The following is a 16,768-nucleotide window of genomic DNA, read 5'->3' as shown; positions in this document are numbered from 1 at the left end:
CCGCCGCAATGGAGTCCAGTACCCCCTCGACCGGCAAGGGTCCGCTCGCCAACCTCGCCGCCCGCCGCGCTGCGGGCGAGATCCACGCCGATCCCGTGCAGGAAAAGATCGTTCTGCGATTGCAGGCGATCCACGACCAGCTGGGCGCGCTGGCGGCGGCACAGCCGGTCAAGACAGGCTTCCTCGCCCGCCTAGGCTTCGGTCATGCGCCGAAACCGCCGGAAGGACCGCACGGACTCTATATCTGGGGCTCGGTCGGTCGCGGCAAGTCCATGCTGATGGACCTGTTCTTTGCCGATGCCCCCGTGGCGAAGAAGCGGCGCGTGCACTTCCACGAATTCATGCTGGAAGTGCAGGCCCGGCTGCATCGCCGGCGCGAGGAGCTGGCGGCCAAGGGCGCGCCGCCCGAATCCGACACGATCGTGCCGATCGCGCGGGAGATCGCGGCCGAGACGCGACTTCTCTGCTTCGACGAGTTCCAGGTGACCAACATCGCCGACGCGATGATCCTCGGCCGCCTGTTCGAGACGCTGTTCGAGGAGGGGATCACGGTGATCGCCACTTCCAACCGCGCGCCCGACGATCTCTACAAGAACGGCCTGCAGCGCGACCGCTTCCTGCCCTTCATCGAACTGGTCAAGCAGCGTCTCGAGGTTCTCGAACTGGGCGGTGCCCAGGACTACCGGATGGGCCGGCTGCGCGAACTCGACCTCTACCTGACCCCGCTCGGGAGCTGGGCGACCAAGAAGCTCGACGAGGCGTTTCGCGCGCTGAGCAACGGTGCCGACGGCGAGCCGCGCGTGCTGCGCACGCAGGGACGCGATGTCGAGGTGCCGCGCGCGGCGCCCGGCGTCGCGATGGCGCATTTCATGGACTGGTGCGCCAAGCCAATGGGCGCGGCCGACTTCCTGTGCATCGCCGACAGTTTCCACACCGTCATCGTGGCGGAGATTCCCAAGATGGGGCCGGACAGCCAGGACAAGGCCGTTCGCTTCGTGACGATGATCGACACCTTCTACGAGAAGAAGGTGAAGTTCATCTGTTCGGCGGCGGCAAATCCGGGGAGCCTCTACCCTGAAGGCGACGGTTCGTTCGAGTTCCAGCGCACCGTGTCGAGGCTCATGGAAATGCAGAGCCCCGAGTATCTGAACCTGGAGCACATCGCCTAATCGTGATTGTGGGCCGGCCCGGCCGCAGCATAGGCTCTGCGGCGTTTTTTAGAGACTTACCGGGAGGCAGGACATGGACGGCGATCGCATGATTACCCTGAACGAAGGCGGCGTGTCGCGGCGCGGAGCCATCAAGGCCACGGCGACCGGCGCGGCGCTCGGCGCCACCTTCGCGCTGTCGGTTCAGCCGATCCAGGCACAGACCATGATCACCACGCCGGCCGACGGGCTGACCGCGGGCGTCGTCAAGGTGAAGACCAAGGACGGCAAGGAGATGGAGGCCTACCGCGCCATGCCGGCGTCGGGCCAGGGCTTCGGCACCATTCTGGTCGTGCAGGAGATCTTCGGCGTGCACGCGCACATCGCCGATCTCTGCCGCCGCTTCGCCAAGGCCGGCTACTACGCCATCGCGCCCGAACTCTATTTCCGCCAGGGCGACGCCAAGGCCGTCAGCGACATGCAGGCGCTGCTGCGCGAGATCGTCTCGAAGGTGCCGGACGAGCAGGTCATGGGCGACCTCGACGCGACCGTCGCCTTCGCCAAGGGCGAGGGCAAGGCCGACACCGCCAAGCTCGGCATCACCGGCTTCTGCTGGGGCGGCCGCATCGTCTGGCTGTATGCGGCCCAGAACGCGGCGCTCAAGGCGGGCGTGGCGTGGTATGGCCGCGTCGTCGGCGACGCGACGCCGCTGACGCCCAAGCATCCGATCGACATCGCCAAGGATCTCAAGGCGCCGGTGCTGGGCCTCTACGGCGGCGCCGACACCGGCATTCCCAATGACAGCGTCGACAAGATGCGCGCGGCCCTGAAGGCCGGCAGCCCCGCCGCCCAGAAGTCGCAGATCGACACCTATCCGGACACGCCGCACGGCTTCAACGCCGACTACCGCCCGTCCTTCCGCAAGGAGCAGGCGGAGGATGCGTGGAAGAAGGCGCTTGCCTGGTTCAAAGCCAACGGTGTCTGATCGGCTCATGGCCGAGACGATAAATCTCGAGACCCGGTCGGGCCTCGCATTCACCACGGATGCGGAGGGCCCGGTCGGCGGACCGCTGGTGCTGATGCTGCACGGGTTTCCCGAATCGCGGCATAGCTGGCGGGCCGCCCTTCCGGTGCTGGCGGCGCACGGCTATCGCGCCGTCGCGCCGGACCAGCGCGGCTACTCGGCCGGTGCGCGGCCCGATCCGGCGGATCTTTCGAACTATGCCTTCGAGCGGCTGATCCAAGATGCGATCGAGATCGCGGCGGCCGCCGGCTACGAGGGCAGGCGCTTCCATCTGGTCGGTCACGATTGGGGCGGGCAGGTCTCATGGGGCGTCGCCGGCGCCCATCCCGATCGCCTCGCGTCGCTCACGATCCTGTCGCGGCCCCACCCGCAGTCGTTCCGGCAGGCGCTCTTGAACGAAAGCGGCGACCAGAAGCATCGCTCGCGCCACCATCGCGCCTTCCTCGAACCGGAGACCGGCAAGCTCCTGCTGGCCGACGATGCCAAGCGCCTGCGCGACGGGCTGTTCGGCCAGGGCGTGCCGTCCGAGGCGCTCGAAGATCATCTCTCCGTGCTGGGCACGCCCGAGGCGCTCGAGGCGGCGCTCGCCTGGTATCGCTCCAACAAGGGGCTGGCCGCTGATATCGGGACCATCGCCGTGCCGACGCTTTATGTCTGGGGCGATGCCGATGCGACGGTCGGACCCGACGCGGCCTACGGCACGGCAGAGTTCGTGAAGCCCTCCTTCGCGATGGAGGTGCTGCCCGGCGTCGGCCATTTCGTGATGGACCAGGCGCCGGCCAAAACGACCGACGTCCTGCTGGCGCACCTGGCGAAACACCCCGTCTGAACCCGTCTGTCTTGCTGCCCCGGGCGAATCGCGCTACCACGCGGCGCCTTTAAGAACGGGAGTTTTTCGCATGGCTCGCAAGAAGATCGCGCTGATCGGCGCCGGACAGATTGGCGGCACGCTCGCGCTGCTCGCCGGCCAAAAGGAACTGGGCGACATCGTCCTGTTCGACATTCCCGCCGCCGAGGGCACTGCCAAGGGCAAGGCCCTCGACATCGCCCAGCTCAGCCCGGTCGAGGGCTTCGACGCCAAGTACAGCGGCTCCTCGGATTACAAGGACATCGAGGGCGCGGACGTCGTGATCGTCACCGCCGGCGTGCCGCGCAAGCCCGGCATGACCCGCGACGACCTGGTCGGCATCAACGCCAAGGTCATCGATTCGGTCGGCAAGGGCATCAAGCAGCATGCGCCGAACGCCTTCGTCATCGTCATCACCAACCCGCTCGACGCCATGGTCGGCCTGATGCAGGAAGTCACCGGCTTCGCGCCGGAGAAGGTCGTCGGCATGGCCGGCGTGCTCGACAGCGCCCGCTTCCGCCTGTTCCTCGCCGAGGAGTTCAACGTCTCGGTCGAAGACGTCACGGCCTTCGTGCTGGGCGGCCACGGCGACACGATGGTGCCGCTGCTGCGCTATTCGACGGTCGGCGGCATTTCGCTGCACGATCTGGTCGACATGGGCTGGACCACCAAGGAGCGCCTCGAGCAGATCGTCCAGCGCACCCGTGACGGCGGCGCCGAGATCGTGGCCCACCTCAAGACCGGCTCGGCCTTCTACGCCCCGGCCGCTTCGGCCATCGCGATGGCCGAGTCCTACCTCCGCGACAAGAAGCGCGTGATTCCCTGCGCCGCCAAGCTGAATGGCGAGTACGGCGTGAAGGGCCTCTACATCGGCGTTCCCGTCGTGATCGGCTCCAAGGGTGTCGAGCGCATCGTCGAAGTCGAGTTCAACGCCGAGGAAAAGGCGATGTTCGACAAGTCGGTGGCTGCCGTGCAGTCGCTGATCGACGCCACCAACAAGATCGTTGGCCGTTAAGAAAGTAGGGTTTTTCGACTTTAGTCGACCGACCCCAAACGTTCATCAGTCCATCGTTGCCAAGGGCCTGCGGCGCTCATAAAGTGCCGCATCCCTTGGTCAGTTGCGTATGAAAACTGAGAGTCGGCGTCTCGTACGCGCTCCCAAACGATAGGACACCATGAATATCCACGAGTATCAGGCCAAGGCGCTTCTGGCCAAATTCGCGATCCCTCTTCTGAAGGGTGGTGTTGCCTACACCAAAGACGAGGCGATGGATGTCGCGCGCAAGCTGGGCAGCCCCGTCACGGTCGTGAAGGCCCAGATCCATGCCGGCGGACGCGGCAAGGGTCACTTCAAGAACGATCCGAGCGGCAAGGGCGGTGTCCGCATCTCGAAGTCGGTCGACGACGTCGGTGCGCAGGCGGCCGCGATGCTGGGCCAGGATCTCGTGACCAAGCAGACCGGCCCGACCGGCCGGACCGTGCAGCGGCTCTATATCGAGGACGGCTGCGACATCAAACGCGAGCTGTACCTTTCGATGCTGGTGGACCGGGCCGTCGGCCGCATCTCCGTCGTCGCCTCGACCGAAGGCGGCATGGACATCGAGACCGTGGCGCACGAGACGCCTGAGAAGATCATCGCGCAGGCGATCGACCCGGCCGCCGGCTATCAGCCCTATCAGGGCCGCAAGATCGCGTTCGCGCTGGGCCTCACCGGCAAGCAGGTCGGCGCCTTCACGACCCTGCTCGGCAATCTCTATCGCGCCTATGTCGACCTCGACGCCTCGCTGATCGAGATCAACCCGCTGGTCGTCACCGGCGCCGGCGACATCGTGGCCCTCGATGCCAAGATGAACTTCGACGACAACGCCCTCTACCGCCACAAGGACATCGAGGAGCTGCGCGACGTCGACGAGGAGGACCCGGCCGAGACCGAGGCCGCCAAGTACGCGCTGAACTACGTGAAGCTCGACGGCCAGATCGGCTGCATGGTGAACGGCGCGGGCCTCGCGATGGCCACCATGGACATCATCAAGCTCTACGGATCGGAGCCCGCCAACTTCCTCGACGTCGGCGGCGGCGCCACCAAGGAGCGCGTGACGGCGGCGTTCAAGATCATCCTCAAGGATCCCAACGTCGAGGGCATCCTGGTCAACATCTTCGGCGGCATCATGCGCTGCGACGTGATCGCCGAAGGCGTCGTCGCCGCGGCGCGCGAGGTCAACCTGCACGTGCCGCTGGTCGTCCGGCTGGAAGGCACGAACGTCGACCTCGGCAAGAAGATCCTCAAGGAATCGGGCCTCAAGATCACTTCGGCGGAGAACCTCGCGGACGCCGCGGAGAAGATCGTCAAGGCCGTCAAGGAGAACAACTGATGGCCGTCCTGGTCGACAAGAATACCAAGGTCATCTGCCAGGGCATCACCGGCTCGCAGGGCACCTTCCACTCCGAGCAGGCGATCGCCTACGGCACCAAGATGGTCGGCGGCGTGACGCCCGGTAAGGGCGGCACCAAGCATCTCGACCTGCCGGTGTTCGACACCGTCGCGGAGGCGGTCGCCAAGACCGGCTGCAACGCCACGGTGATCTATGTTCCGCCGCCGTTCGCCGCCGACTCGATCCTCGAGGCGATCGACGCCGAGATCCCGCTGGTCGTCTGCATCACCGAAGGCATCCCGGTGAACGACATGGTCAAGGTGAAGCGCGCGCTCACGGCGTCCAAGTCGAGGCTGATCGGCCCGAACTGCCCGGGCGTCATCACGCCGGGCGAGTGCAAGATCGGCATCATGCCGGGTCACATCCACAAGCGCGGCAAGATCGGCATCGTCTCGCGGTCGGGCACGCTGACCTACGAGGCGGTGGCGCAGACCACGGCGGTTGGCCTCGGCCAGACGACCTGCATCGGCATCGGCGGCGATCCGGTGAACGGCACCAATTTCATCGAGTGCCTCGACATGTTCCTGCGCGATCCCGAAACCGAGGGCATCGTGATGATCGGCGAGATCGGCGGCGACGCCGAGGTCAAGGGTGCGGAATTCCTCAAGGCGTCGGGAACGAAGAAGCCGGTCGTCGGTTTCATCGCCGGTCGCACCGCGCCTCCGGGCCGCCGCATGGGCCATGCCGGCGCGGTGATCTCGGGCGGCAACGACACCGCCGAGTTCAAGGTCGACGCCATGCGCGCGGCTGGCATCAGGGTCGCGGATTCGCCCGCGGCGCTGGGCCAGGAAATGCTTAAGGCCATGCAGGGCTGACCAGCCGGATCGCCGCCCAGCCTCTGCCAGGCGGCCAGCAAATACAGGCCAAGGAGTATCGGGCCATGAGAGCAGAACAGACATCGTTCCTGTTCGGCGCAAACGCGCCATTCATCGAGGAGCTGTACGCGCGCTACCTCGCGGATCCTGCGTCGGTCGACGGCGAGTGGCAGACCTTCTTCGGCGCCCTGGCCGAGCAGGCGGGCGACGTGCTCGCGGAGGTGCGTGGTGCCTCCTGGGCGCCCAATGGCGCGCGGGTGATCGGTGCGGTCGATCCCGATGCCGTCCCGGCGCCGGCCAATCGCAACGTGAAGGGCGGCAAGGCCGCCAACGGCGCGACGGCTGCCGCTCCCGCGATCGCCGGCAAGACCGAGGAAGAGATCCGCAGCGCCGCGCAGGACACGGCGCGCGCGCTGATGCTGATCCGTGCCTACCGCATCCGCGGCCATCTCGCGGCCGATCTCGATCCGCTGGGCCTGGTCCGCCAGGCGCCGCACCGCGAACTCGATCCCGCGAGCTACGGCTTCACCGAGGCCGACTGGGACCGTCCGATCCTGATCTTCGGCTCGCTGGCGCTGGGCGAAGCCGCGACGCTGCGCCAGATCATGGAACGCCTGCGCAAGACCTATTGCGGCAAGATCGGCGTCGAGTTCATGCACATCTCCGATCCCGACCAGAAGGCGTGGATCCAGGAGCGCATCGAGCATATCGAGAACCACACCGAGTTCACGGTCACCGGCCGCAAGATGATCCTCGAGCGGGTCGGCGAGGCCGAGGGTCTCGAGCGTTACCTGCACGTGAAGTTCGTCGGCACCAAGCGCTTCGGCCTCGATGGCGGCGAATCGCTGATCCCCGGCATCGAGCAGATCCTGAAGCGCGGCGGCCAGCTCGGCGTGAAGGAAGTGATGCTGGGCATGCCGCATCGCGGCCGCCTCAACACCCTCGTGCACGTCATGCACAAGAGCTACACGGCGCTGTTCTCCGAATTCCAGGGCCGCTCCTCGCAGCCCGAGGAAATGCGCGGCTCGGGCGACGTGAAGTATCACCTCGGCGCCTCGGCCGATCGCGAGTTCGACGGCAACGTGATCCATCTCTCGCTGTCGCCCAACCCCTCGCATCTCGAGGCGGTGAACCCGGTCGTGCTGGGCAAGGCGCGCGCCAAGGAAGACCAGCGCGGCGACACCGAGCGCAGCCAGGTCATGTGCATCCTGATGCACGGCGACGCGGCCTTCGCGGGCCAGGGGCTGGTGGCGGAAGGTCTCGACCTCTCCGATCTCGCGGGCTACCGCATCGGCGGCACCATCCATTTCATCGTGAACAACCAGATCGGCTTCACGACCCTGCCGACCGAATCGCGCTCCGGCCCCTATTGCACGGAAGTCGCCAAGATCGTGCAGGCGCCGATCCTGCACGTGAACGGCGACGATCCCGAGGCCGTGGTCCACGTCGCGCGCATCGCGACGGAGTTCCGCCAGCACTTCAAGCGCGACATCGTCATCGACATGTTCTGCTACCGCCGGCACGGTCACAACGAGGGTGACGAGCCGATGTTCACCCAGCCGCTGATGTACCAGAAGATCGGCGCGCACCGTTCGGTGAAGGAAGTCTACGCCGCGGCCCTCGAGGCCGAGGGCGTGGTGACGGCCGAGGAAGTCGCCGCCATGGATGCGGCGCTGCGCGAGAAGCTCGACAAGGCGCTCGAGGCGGCGACCAACTACAAGCCGAACAAGGCCGACTGGCTCGAGGGCAAGTGGGCGGGCTTCACGGTCGCGCCGGGCGAGGAGGACCGCAAGGGCGTCACCGCCGTCGAAATCGACCGGCTGAAGTCGGTCGGGCAGGCAATCTCCGAGGCGCCGAAGAACTTCGAGCTCAACCGCAAGATCGTGCGCCAGCTCCAGGAGAAGCGGAAGACGATCGACACCGGCGAGAACATCGACTGGGCGACCGGCGAGGCTCTGGCCTTCGGCACGCTCCTGGCGGAAGGCACGCCGGTCCGTCTCAGCGGCCAGGATTCCGGCCGCGGCACCTTCTCCCAGCGCCACTCGGTGCTGGTCGACCAGGCGAGCGAGGCCAAGTACATCCCGCTCAACCACGTGGCCGAGGGCCAGGCCCGTTTCGAAGTGATCGACAGCCCGCTGAACGAGGCGGGCGTGCTGGGCTTCGAATACGGCTATTCGCTGGCCGAGCCGAACGCCCTGGTGCTGTGGGAAGCGCAGTTCGGCGACTTCGCCAACGGCGCGCAGGTCATCATCGACCAGTTCATCTGCTCGGGCGAGAGCAAGTGGCTGCGCATGTCGGGCCTCGTCATGCTGCTGCCGCACGGCTACGAGGGCCAGGGACCGGAGCACAGTTCCGCGCGCCTCGAACGCTACCTGCAGCTCTCCGCCGAGGACAACTGGCAGGTCATCAATCCGACGACCCCGGCCAACTACTTCCACGCGCTGCGCCGGCAGATGCGCCGCACCTTCCGCAAGCCGCTGGTGGTGATGACGCCGAAGTCGCTGCTGCGTCACAAGGATTGCGTCTCGACCCTGGCCGAGTTCGGACCGGGCAGCTCGTTCCGCCGCATCCTTGCCGAAACCGACCAGCTCGTGGACGGCGCCAAGGTGCGCCGCGTCGTGCTGTGCTCGGGCAAGGTCTACTTCGATCTCGTGGCCGAGCGCCGCAAGCGCAAGATCGACGACATCGCCATTCTGCGAATCGAACAGCTCTATCCCTTCCCGTTCACGCGGCTGGGCGTACGGCTTTCGCAGTATCCGAATGCCGACGTCGTCTGGTGCCAGGAGGAGCCCGAGAACATGGGCGCCTGGCACTTCGTCGACCGCCGCATCGAGCGCGCGCTGGCCGGCATCGAGACGAAGGCGAAGCGGCCGCTCTACATCGGCCGCCCCGAAGCGGCGTCGCCCGCCACGGGCTCCGCACGCACCCATGTCAAGGAACAGGCCGATCTGGTCGACCGCGCTCTCACCGTCGGTTGAGCGCGGCTAGAGGAGGGATTTTAGTCATGGCCGTCGAGATCAAGGTTCCGGCTCTGGGCGAATCGGTCACCGAAGCGACCGTCGCCAAGTGGCTGGTGAAGGCAGGCGACAAGGTTGCCGTCGACCAGCCGCTTTGCGAGCTCGAGACCGACAAGGTTACCGTCGAGGTGAATGCGAGCGTTGCCGGCACCATTGCCGACCTTGCCGTGGAAGAAGGCGCTTCCGTCCAGGTGGGCGGCGTGCTCTGCCACATCGAGGCCAGCGCAGGGGCTGCCAGTGCGCCCGCGCCGAAGCCGGCTGCCGCGCCCGCCCCGGCCGCGCCGAAGCCCGCCGCGGCTCCCGCGCCGGCAGCCGCACCGGCGGGCGCCAACCTCGCCGCCTCCGGTCCGGCGGCGCGCAAGCTCGCCGAGGAGAAGGGCGTTTCGGCCGCCGCCATCCAACCCACGGGCAAGGACGGCCGCGCCACCAAGGAAGACGTGCTCGCCGCACTCTCGTCGATCCCGAGCGCTGCCGCGCCGGCCGCCAAGCCCGCCGCGCCGGCTGGCCCGCGCCTGAAGGCCGACCGCGAGGAGCGGGTGAAGATGACGCGGCTCCGCCGCACCATCGCCAACCGCCTCAAGGAGGCGCAGAACACCGCCGCCATGCTCACCACCTTCAACGAGGTGGACATGACTGCGGTGATGGGGCTGCGCGAGCGGCTGAAGGACGATTTCGAAAAGAAGCACGGCGCACGGCTGGGCTTCATGTCCTTCTTCGTGAAGGCCTGCATCGCGGGGCTCAAGGAGCTGCCGGCGGTCAATGCCGAGATCGAAGGCGAGGAGATCGTCTACAAGAACTACTACGACATCGGTGTCGCCGTCGGCTCGCCGCAGGGCCTGGTCGTGCCGGTGCTGCGCGACGCCGACACGCTGGACTTCGCGGGTATCGAGAAGGGCATCGGCGATCTCGGCCGCAAGGCGCGCGACGGCAAGCTGTCGATCGCCGACCTGACGGGCGGCACCTTCACGATCTCCAACGGTGGCGTCTACGGCTCGCTGATGTCGACGCCGATCCTGAACCCGCCGCAGTCGGCCATCCTCGGCATGCACAAGATCCAGCAGCGGCCCATGGTGGTGGGCGGCGAGATCAAGGCGCGCCCGATGATGTATCTCGCCTTGTCCTACGACCATCGCATCATCGACGGCCGCGAGGCCGTGCTGTTCCTGGTCAAGGTCAAGGAAGGCATCGAGGATCCGGAGCGCCTGCTGCTCGGCGTGTGATGTGTAGAGTCCTGCTGGGGGCGCGCGACTCCAGTCGCGCGTCGTGATCGCGCCACTTCAGGGTGGGTATGACCCCACCCGCAGTGGCGCGCCCCCCGCGATGAGGGTTGATGACATGGCAAACGAATCCTTCGATCTGGTCGTGATCGGTGCGGGCCCGGGCGGTTACGTGGCGGCGATCCGCGCCTCGCAGCTCGGCCTCAAGGTCGCGGTGGTCGAGAAGCGCGCGACGCTGGGCGGCACCTGCCTCAACGTCGGGTGCATTCCGTCCAAGGCGCTGCTGCAATCCTCGCACCTGTTCGAGGAAGCGGGCCACGATCTCGCCGTGCATGGCGTCGTCGTGGCGGCCCCGAAGCTCGATTTCGCCCAGCTCATGAAGCGCAAGGGCGAGGTCGTCGAGGCCACCACCAAGGGCGTCGCCTTCCTGTTCAAGAAGAACAAGATCGCCTCCTACACTGGCGCGGGCCGCATCGAAGCGCCGGGTTCGGTGGCGGTGCTGGGCGACGACGGCGCGGTCAAGGAAACGCTGTCGGCCAGGAACATCCTGATCGCCAGCGGTTCCGAAGTGACGCCGCTGCCGGGGGTCACGATCGACGAGAAGAAGATCGTCTCCTCGACCGGCGCGCTGGAACTCTCCGAGGTGCCCAAGCGCCTGGTCGTGGTCGGCGCCGGCATCATCGGGCTCGAGCTCGGCTCGGTGTGGCGTCGCCTCGGGGCCGAGGTGACGGTGGTCGAGTTCCTCGACCGCATCACGCCGGGCGTCGATGACGAGGTCACTAAGTTCCTCCAGCGCACGCTCGCCAAGCAGGGCCTCAAGTTCAAGCTGGGCGCCAAGGTCACCAAGGCCGAGACGACGGATGCCGGCGTGACTCTGACCATCGAACCGGCGAAGGGCGGCGACGCCGAGACGCTCGAGGCCGACGTGGTGCTGGTCTCGATCGGCCGCCGGCCTTATGTCGCGGGCCTCGGCCTCGACAAGGTCGGCGTGAAGATGACCGAGCGCGGCCGTATCGCCGTCGACGGTCATTTCCAGACTTCGGTGCCCGGCATCTATGCGATCGGCGATGTGATCGACGGGCCGATGCTTGCGCACAAGGCGAGCGAGGACGGCGTGGCCTGCGTCGAGACGCTGGCCGGCCAGAAGGGCCACGTGAACTGGGATCTGGTGCCCTCGATCATCTACACCCAGCCCGAGGTGGCCTGGGTCGGCAAGACCGAGGAACAACTCAAGTCGGCCGGCGTTGCCTACAAGGTCGGCAAGTATCCGTTCACCGCCGACCCGCGCAGCCGTGCGAACGGCGCCACGGAGGGTTTCGTGAAGGTTCTGGCCGACAAGGCGAGCGACAAGGTGCTGGGCGTCCACATCTTCGGCGCCGAAGCCGGGACCATGATCGCCGAAGCTGCGATGGCCATGGAGTTCTCCGCTTCGGCCGAGGATATCGGCCGCGTCTGCCACGCCCATCCCACGGTCAACGAGGCGCTCAAGGAAGCCGCGCTCGCCGCCTGGGACAAGCCGATCCATCTGTAGGACCGCATGCGCAAGCCCCTGATGGCGCTTGCGATCGTCGCCTGCCTGATCATGTCGGTGGTCGGCGGATTCATCCCGCTGCTGCAGGGCTGGATCTTCTTCGTGCTCGCCCTCTACCTGCTGGCGACCGAATTCGAGACCGGTCGCCGCTGGGTGACGTCGGCGCGCCGCCGTTGGCCCAAGCTCGACGAGTGGATCGTGAAGGCCCGCGACCATAAATGGGCTCCGAGCCACCTCAAGAAGTTCGAGGATCACACCGACCCGACCAAGTAGGGGGAGCGCGCCACTCCAGTGGCGCAATCATGAGCGCCACTGGAGTGGCGCGCTCCAAGGCTAACTCTTTCCTTCCAACCCGCGATAGACCGCTTCGGCGATTGGCAGCAGTTCTTCGCGGCTGGCCGTTGCGGTCACGGCGAAGCCGAAACCCTGGTCGATCCAGGCGAAGGTCGCGGCCTCGCCTTCCTTCTGGAACCGGAAGGCCGTCTCCGTGCCCTCGGCCGCCCGCACATAGATGGTGAGCCGCCTGCCGCTCGCATCGTCGTACATGAGCTGGGCCGCCGCACCGTTGCCGCCCGGCAGCAGGCGACCGCCCATCAGCCTGTAGCCGAAGGGCGAGAGATCGGGGGCGGTGAGCTTGCGGCCGAGCCGCTTGGAGAGCCACTGCAGCAGATGCGTCTCCTGCTGCACGCCGACTTCCACCGGATGGGCGACCTCGACCACGAAGGTGCGATAGGCGGCCTGCGCGCCTTGCGCCACGCTGGCGGTCGCGGCGACCGGCAGCGGTGCCGGCGCGATCCCGTTGGCGAACCAGCCGGCCGTCGCGCCGGACACGAACAGGACGATCGCGGCGGCGGCGCTGGCCCAGCTGCGCGCCCAGAAGGTACGCCGCGCGGCGCGCAGCTGGGCGATCCGCAGGCGGGCCGGAATGGGCTCGGCGAACTTGGCATCGAGACGGCCGCGCAACATCGCGCGCTGTCGGCGCTCCTGCGCGACGCGCTCGGCGAGTTCGGGATGGAGAGCCAGATGCGCCTCGACGGCGGCGCGGCGCCCGCCGTCCAGCCGCTCGTCGACGAAGGCCTGCAACTCGTCCTCGCCGATCGAAAACTCCCTGTCCGTCATTTCACTCTCCGCAGGAGCGTCGTCCGCCCCGTCTCCAGCAGCGCGCGCAGGCGCTGGCGGCCGCGCGACAGACGCGACATCACCGTGCCCGTGGGCACGCCCATGATTTTCGCCGCGTCGTCGTAGGAAAAATCCTCGACCCCGACCAGCAGGAGCAGCGACTTCTGCTCCTCCGGCAGCTGGTCGAGCGTCGCCAGGATATCCTGGACCTCGATGCCGCTTTCCTGCTGCGCGGCGCTCGATGGCGTCGTCGCCTCGTCGAGTTCGACCTGCACGCCGCGCCGCTGGCCTTGCCGCAGCGCCGAGACGTGAAGGTTGCGCTGGATGGTGAACAGCCAGGCCCTGAGGTCGCCGTCGCTCCGCCGCAGCGCCCAGCGCGACAGCGCCCGCTCCAAAGTGTCCTGCACCAGGTCGTCGGCCGCATCGTGGTCGCGCACCAGCGCATAGGCGTAGCGCCGCAACGCCGGGATCAGCGGTTCGAGCAGGGCTTCCGCGTCGGCCATCGAATCACTCTACAGCAGGACGGCACCGGCCGGACCGGGACCGGCGCCATGCCACCGTGGTTACTTGGCGATGTGCCAGGCGCCGTTCAGGAAGCCGTCGCCGGTCTTGTCGCCGGCCTTGGTGTCCTTGGCGAAGGCATAGAGCGGCTTGCCCTTGTAGGCCCACTGCTTCAGCCCGTCGTCGCGGGTGATGATCGTCCAGTCGCCCGAGGCCTTGGCGCCGTCGGCCACGAGGGCCGGGGGCCAGTTGGTGGCGCACGGCCCGTTGCACACCGACTTGCCCGGCGTGGCGTCCTTGTCGAACGTGTAGAGCGTCATGCCGCTCGCCGTGACGAACATGCCGTCCTTCATGGCGGGCGGCTTGGCCGAGGCAGGATCGGCGGCGAAAGCGGTGCCGGCGGCGAGAAGCGCCAGGGCGGCGGTGGCGGCGAAGATCGACTTCAGCATTTCGTGACTCCCATGCAGCTGTTGGTCTGCAGGGGAGAGACGCCGGGGACGGGACGATTATTCCCGGTGGTGTCCGAATATTTCCGCCCGCCCGCCGGACGGTTCCGAGGAAGCCGGATGCACAAAGAGTGCAATTCTCGGCGCAGCTCCCTAAAATGAGCGTCCTCCCGCAACAGCCGACGGACCTCGAACGTGCATCACGAAGCAACGTTGATTGCCACCATCGCCATCGCCTTCGTGCTCGCGTTCGGCTTCGGCTACGTCGCGGACCGGCTGCGCCTGCCGCCGCTGGTCGGCTATCTCGTGGCGGGTGTCCTGATCGGTCCCTACACGCCGGGCTTCGTGGCCGATGCCGGGCTCTCCTCGCAGCTCGCCGAAGTGGGCGTCATCCTGCTGATGTTCGGCGTCGGCCTGCATTTCTCCGCGTCCGATCTCCTGGCCGTGCGAGGCATCGCCATTCCGGGCGCCATCGGGCAGATCGTGCTGGCGACCCTGCTCGGCATCGGCCTGTGCTCGCTGTGGGGCTGGAGCTTCGGCACCGGCCTGGTGGTCGGCTTGAGCCTGTCGGTTGCCAGCACGGTCGTGCTGCTGAAGGCGCTGGAGGAGCGCAACATGGTCGACAGCCCCAATGGCCGCGTCGCGGTGGGCTGGCTGATCGTCGAGGATCTCGCGATGGTGCTGGCGCTGGTGCTGCTGCCGGCCTTCGCCGAGGTGCTGGGCGGCAGGCCGATCCAGGGTCACGCCCCGTCGGACATGCCGATCGCGCTGGAACTTGCCGTCACCCTGTCCAAGGTCGCGGCCTTCGCCGTCATCGCGATCCTGATCGGGCCCAAGGTCGTGCCGTGGATGCTGGGGCGCGTCGCCCGCACCGGCTCGCGCGAACTGTTCACCCTCTCGGTCCTCGCCGTGGCACTCGGTATCGCCTACGGCTCGGCCCACATCTTCGGCGTCTCGTTTGCACTGGGCGCCTTCTTCGCGGGCGTGGTGCTGAGCGAATCCTCGTTCAGCCACAAGGCGGCCGCCGATTCCCTGCCGCTGCAGGATGCCTTCTCGGTGCTGTTCTTCGTCTCGGTCGGCATGCTGTTCGATCCGACGATCCTCTACCGCTCGCCCGGCGCCGTTCTTTCCGTGCTGGCGCTGATCATCTTCGGCAAGTCGCTGATCGCCTTCGCCATCATCATGCTGCTGCGCTATCCGATCGGCACCGGCCTCGTCGTGTCGGCCAGCCTGGCGCAGATCGGCGAGTTCTCCTTCATCCTGATCGCGCTCGGCATCTCGGCCGGGCTGGTGCCCAGCGAGGGCCGCGACCTGGTGGTGGGCGGCGCGCTGTTCTCGATCATGCTGAATCCGCTGGTCTTCTACGCCGTCGGTCTGCTGCAGAAGCGCGTCGCCCAGCCGGCCGGCACCGCCTTCTACGGCCAGCGGCATTACGAGGCGCTGGGCCGCCAGCTCGCCATCATCAAGGCCCGCCAGGAAGAGCGGTCGAAGGCCCATGACCTGAAGCTGAACAGTCTGCTCGAACTGTTTCCGATGCTGCAGCTCGTCGAGCGGCAGGACCAGGAATCGCTGCTGCTGATGTTCCGCCCGAAATCGGCTTCGCCGGGCGACCGCGTGATCCGCGCTGGCGACCGCGCCGACGGCATGTACTTCATCTCTTCGGGCGCGGTCGAAGTGCACGTCGCCCACCGGGTCATCCGCCTCGAAGCCGGCGCCTATTTCGGCGAGATGGCGCTGCTGACCGGCGAGCGGCGCACCGCCGACGTGATCGCCGTCGACTTCTGCCAATTCCTGATGCTCGACCGGCGCGACTTCAACCAGTTCATGGCGCGCCATCCCGGCGTCCGCGCCGCCGTCGCCAGCATCGCCGAGGAACGCCAGGCGATGAACCTCGCGCCGCCCCAGGCCGGCGGACAGGATGTTCCCGACGGGGCGGCCGACGTGCGGACCTGAGACCGCGCGCTCAGCCGTTGCCGGTGACGCGGATCACGAAGTCGACCAGCCAGCCGACCGGCTCGCTCAGCACCCAGCCGATGACGTTGAGGTCGGTGCCGAGCTGATTGCCGATCAGCGGCAGCAGGAAGATCAGCCCGAGCAGGATCGGCATGCCGAAGGGCTCGAGCCGTGCGAGCGGCCGGGAGAGACTGTCGGGCAGCAGACCGACGGCGACCCGTCCGCCGTCCAGCGGCGGCAGCGGCACCATGTTGAACACAGCGAGCAGCACGTTGATCAGGATCGCATTCTCGATGTTGCGGATCGCCCAGGCCGCGGCAGCCGGCGGCAGCAGGATGGCGAGGTGCGCCAGCAGGCCCGCCGCCAGTGCCATCAGGAGGTTCGTGGCGGGGCCCGCGGCGGCGACCCACACCATGTCGCGCTTGGGATTGTTCAGCGCCCGGAAGTTCACCGGCACCGGCTTGGCGTAGCCGAACAGGAAGGGCGCGCGCAGGAAGATCAGCAGGCCCGGCAGCAGGATCGTGCCGACCGGGTCGATGTGCTTGAACGGGTTGAGGGTGACGCGGCCGAGCTGCCAGGCGGTCTTGTCGCCGAAGCGCAGGGCGACGAAGCCGTGCGCCGCCTCGTGCAGCGTGATGGCGAGGAGGGCCGGGATCACCCAGGTGGAGATGGTGTAGATCGTCTCGTTCACGGGCAATCCACCTGTTGTGTCCGATCT

At 67.3% G+C, this 16,768-nt stretch carries 15 protein-coding genes; 11 read left to right on the top strand and 4 right to left on the bottom strand.

Annotated features, from left to right (window positions below):
• Positions 1–8: 8 nt before the first annotated feature.
• The 10 genes from zapE to ACP15H_RS20030 all read left to right on the top strand — a co-directional run bounded on the left by zapE (position 9) and on the right by ACP15H_RS20030 (position 12,304).
• Positions 9–1,169, top strand: a complete 1,161-nt coding sequence (gene zapE, locus ACP15H_RS20075; RefSeq protein ID WP_425067917.1) for a cell division protein ZapE — start codon at positions 9–11, stop codon at positions 1,167–1,169.
• Between the two features lie 73 nt (positions 1,170–1,242).
• Positions 1,243–2,133, top strand: coding sequence for a dienelactone hydrolase family protein (locus tag ACP15H_RS20070; protein WP_425067916.1), 891 nt, complete (start codon positions 1,243–1,245; stop codon positions 2,131–2,133).
• Between the two features lie 7 nt (positions 2,134–2,140).
• Positions 2,141–3,001, top strand: coding sequence for an alpha/beta fold hydrolase (locus tag ACP15H_RS20065; RefSeq protein WP_425067915.1), 861 nt, complete (start codon positions 2,141–2,143; stop codon positions 2,999–3,001).
• Positions 3,002–3,071: 70 nt separating this feature from the next.
• Complete coding sequence (gene mdh / locus ACP15H_RS20060; RefSeq protein WP_425067914.1) at positions 3,072–4,034, top strand: malate dehydrogenase; 963 nt, start codon at positions 3,072–3,074, stop codon at positions 4,032–4,034.
• A 160-nt stretch (positions 4,035–4,194) separates the two neighbouring features.
• On the top strand, positions 4,195–5,391 hold the full coding sequence (sucC, locus tag ACP15H_RS20055) for an ADP-forming succinate--CoA ligase subunit beta (RefSeq protein WP_425067913.1): 1,197 nt from the start codon (positions 4,195–4,197) through the stop codon (positions 5,389–5,391).
• Positions 5,391–6,266 (top strand): succinate--CoA ligase subunit alpha, encoded by an 876-nt coding sequence (sucD, locus tag ACP15H_RS20050; RefSeq protein ID WP_425067912.1) that lies wholly within the window; start codon positions 5,391–5,393, stop codon positions 6,264–6,266. Before sucC ends, sucD begins: the two co-directional genes overlap by 1 nt.
• Positions 6,267–6,331: 65 nt before the next feature.
• Positions 6,332–9,244 (top strand): 2-oxoglutarate dehydrogenase E1 component, encoded by a 2,913-nt coding sequence (locus ACP15H_RS20045; protein ID WP_425067911.1) that lies wholly within the window; start codon positions 6,332–6,334, stop codon positions 9,242–9,244.
• A gap of 26 nt (positions 9,245–9,270) precedes the next feature.
• On the top strand, positions 9,271–10,503 hold the full coding sequence (gene odhB, locus ACP15H_RS20040) for a 2-oxoglutarate dehydrogenase complex dihydrolipoyllysine-residue succinyltransferase (protein WP_425067910.1): 1,233 nt from the start codon (positions 9,271–9,273) through the stop codon (positions 10,501–10,503).
• A gap of 115 nt (positions 10,504–10,618) precedes the next feature.
• Complete coding sequence (lpdA, locus tag ACP15H_RS20035; protein WP_425067909.1) at positions 10,619–12,031, top strand: dihydrolipoyl dehydrogenase; 1,413 nt, start codon at positions 10,619–10,621, stop codon at positions 12,029–12,031.
• A 6-nt stretch (positions 12,032–12,037) separates the two neighbouring features.
• Positions 12,038–12,304 (top strand): hypothetical protein, encoded by a 267-nt coding sequence (locus ACP15H_RS20030; RefSeq protein WP_425067908.1) that lies wholly within the window; start codon positions 12,038–12,040, stop codon positions 12,302–12,304.
• A gap of 60 nt (positions 12,305–12,364) precedes the next feature.
• On the opposite strand, the gene ACP15H_RS20025 is transcribed toward ACP15H_RS20030, so the two are convergent.
• Genes ACP15H_RS20025 through ACP15H_RS20015 form a run of 3 tightly spaced genes read right to left on the bottom strand, consistent with a single transcriptional unit; the run spans position 12,365 to position 14,100 of the window.
• Positions 12,365–13,150 (bottom strand): anti-sigma factor family protein, encoded by a 786-nt coding sequence (locus ACP15H_RS20025; RefSeq protein ID WP_425067907.1) that lies wholly within the window; start codon positions 13,148–13,150, stop codon positions 12,365–12,367.
• Positions 13,147–13,653, bottom strand: a complete 507-nt coding sequence (locus ACP15H_RS20020) for a sigma-70 family RNA polymerase sigma factor (protein WP_425067906.1) — start codon at positions 13,651–13,653, stop codon at positions 13,147–13,149. The genes ACP15H_RS20025 and ACP15H_RS20020 overlap by 4 nt, the downstream gene beginning before the upstream one ends.
• A 60-nt stretch (positions 13,654–13,713) precedes the next feature.
• Entirely contained in the window at positions 13,714–14,100 is a 387-nt protein-coding gene (locus ACP15H_RS20015) for a hypothetical protein (protein ID WP_425067905.1), read from the bottom strand.
• A gap of 192 nt (positions 14,101–14,292) precedes the next feature.
• On the opposite strand from ACP15H_RS20015, the gene ACP15H_RS20010 reads away from it, so the two are divergent.
• Entirely contained in the window at positions 14,293–16,050 is a 1,758-nt protein-coding gene (locus tag ACP15H_RS20010; protein ID WP_425067904.1) for a cation:proton antiporter, read from the top strand.
• A 10-nt stretch (positions 16,051–16,060) separates the two neighbouring features.
• On the opposite strand, the gene ACP15H_RS20005 is transcribed toward ACP15H_RS20010, so the two are convergent.
• A complete protein-coding gene (locus ACP15H_RS20005) occupies positions 16,061–16,741 on the bottom strand; it encodes a site-2 protease family protein (protein WP_425067903.1) in 681 nt (226 codons plus the stop codon).
• Positions 16,742–16,768: the final 27 nt, after the last annotated feature.

Source organism: Reyranella sp. (genome assembly GCF_965249915.1).
Taxonomy (GTDB): Bacteria; Pseudomonadota; Alphaproteobacteria; order Reyranellales; family Reyranellaceae; genus Reyranella.
Note: the sequence above shows the minus strand (reverse complement) of the source record. Positions and strands in the feature narration are given on the sequence as shown.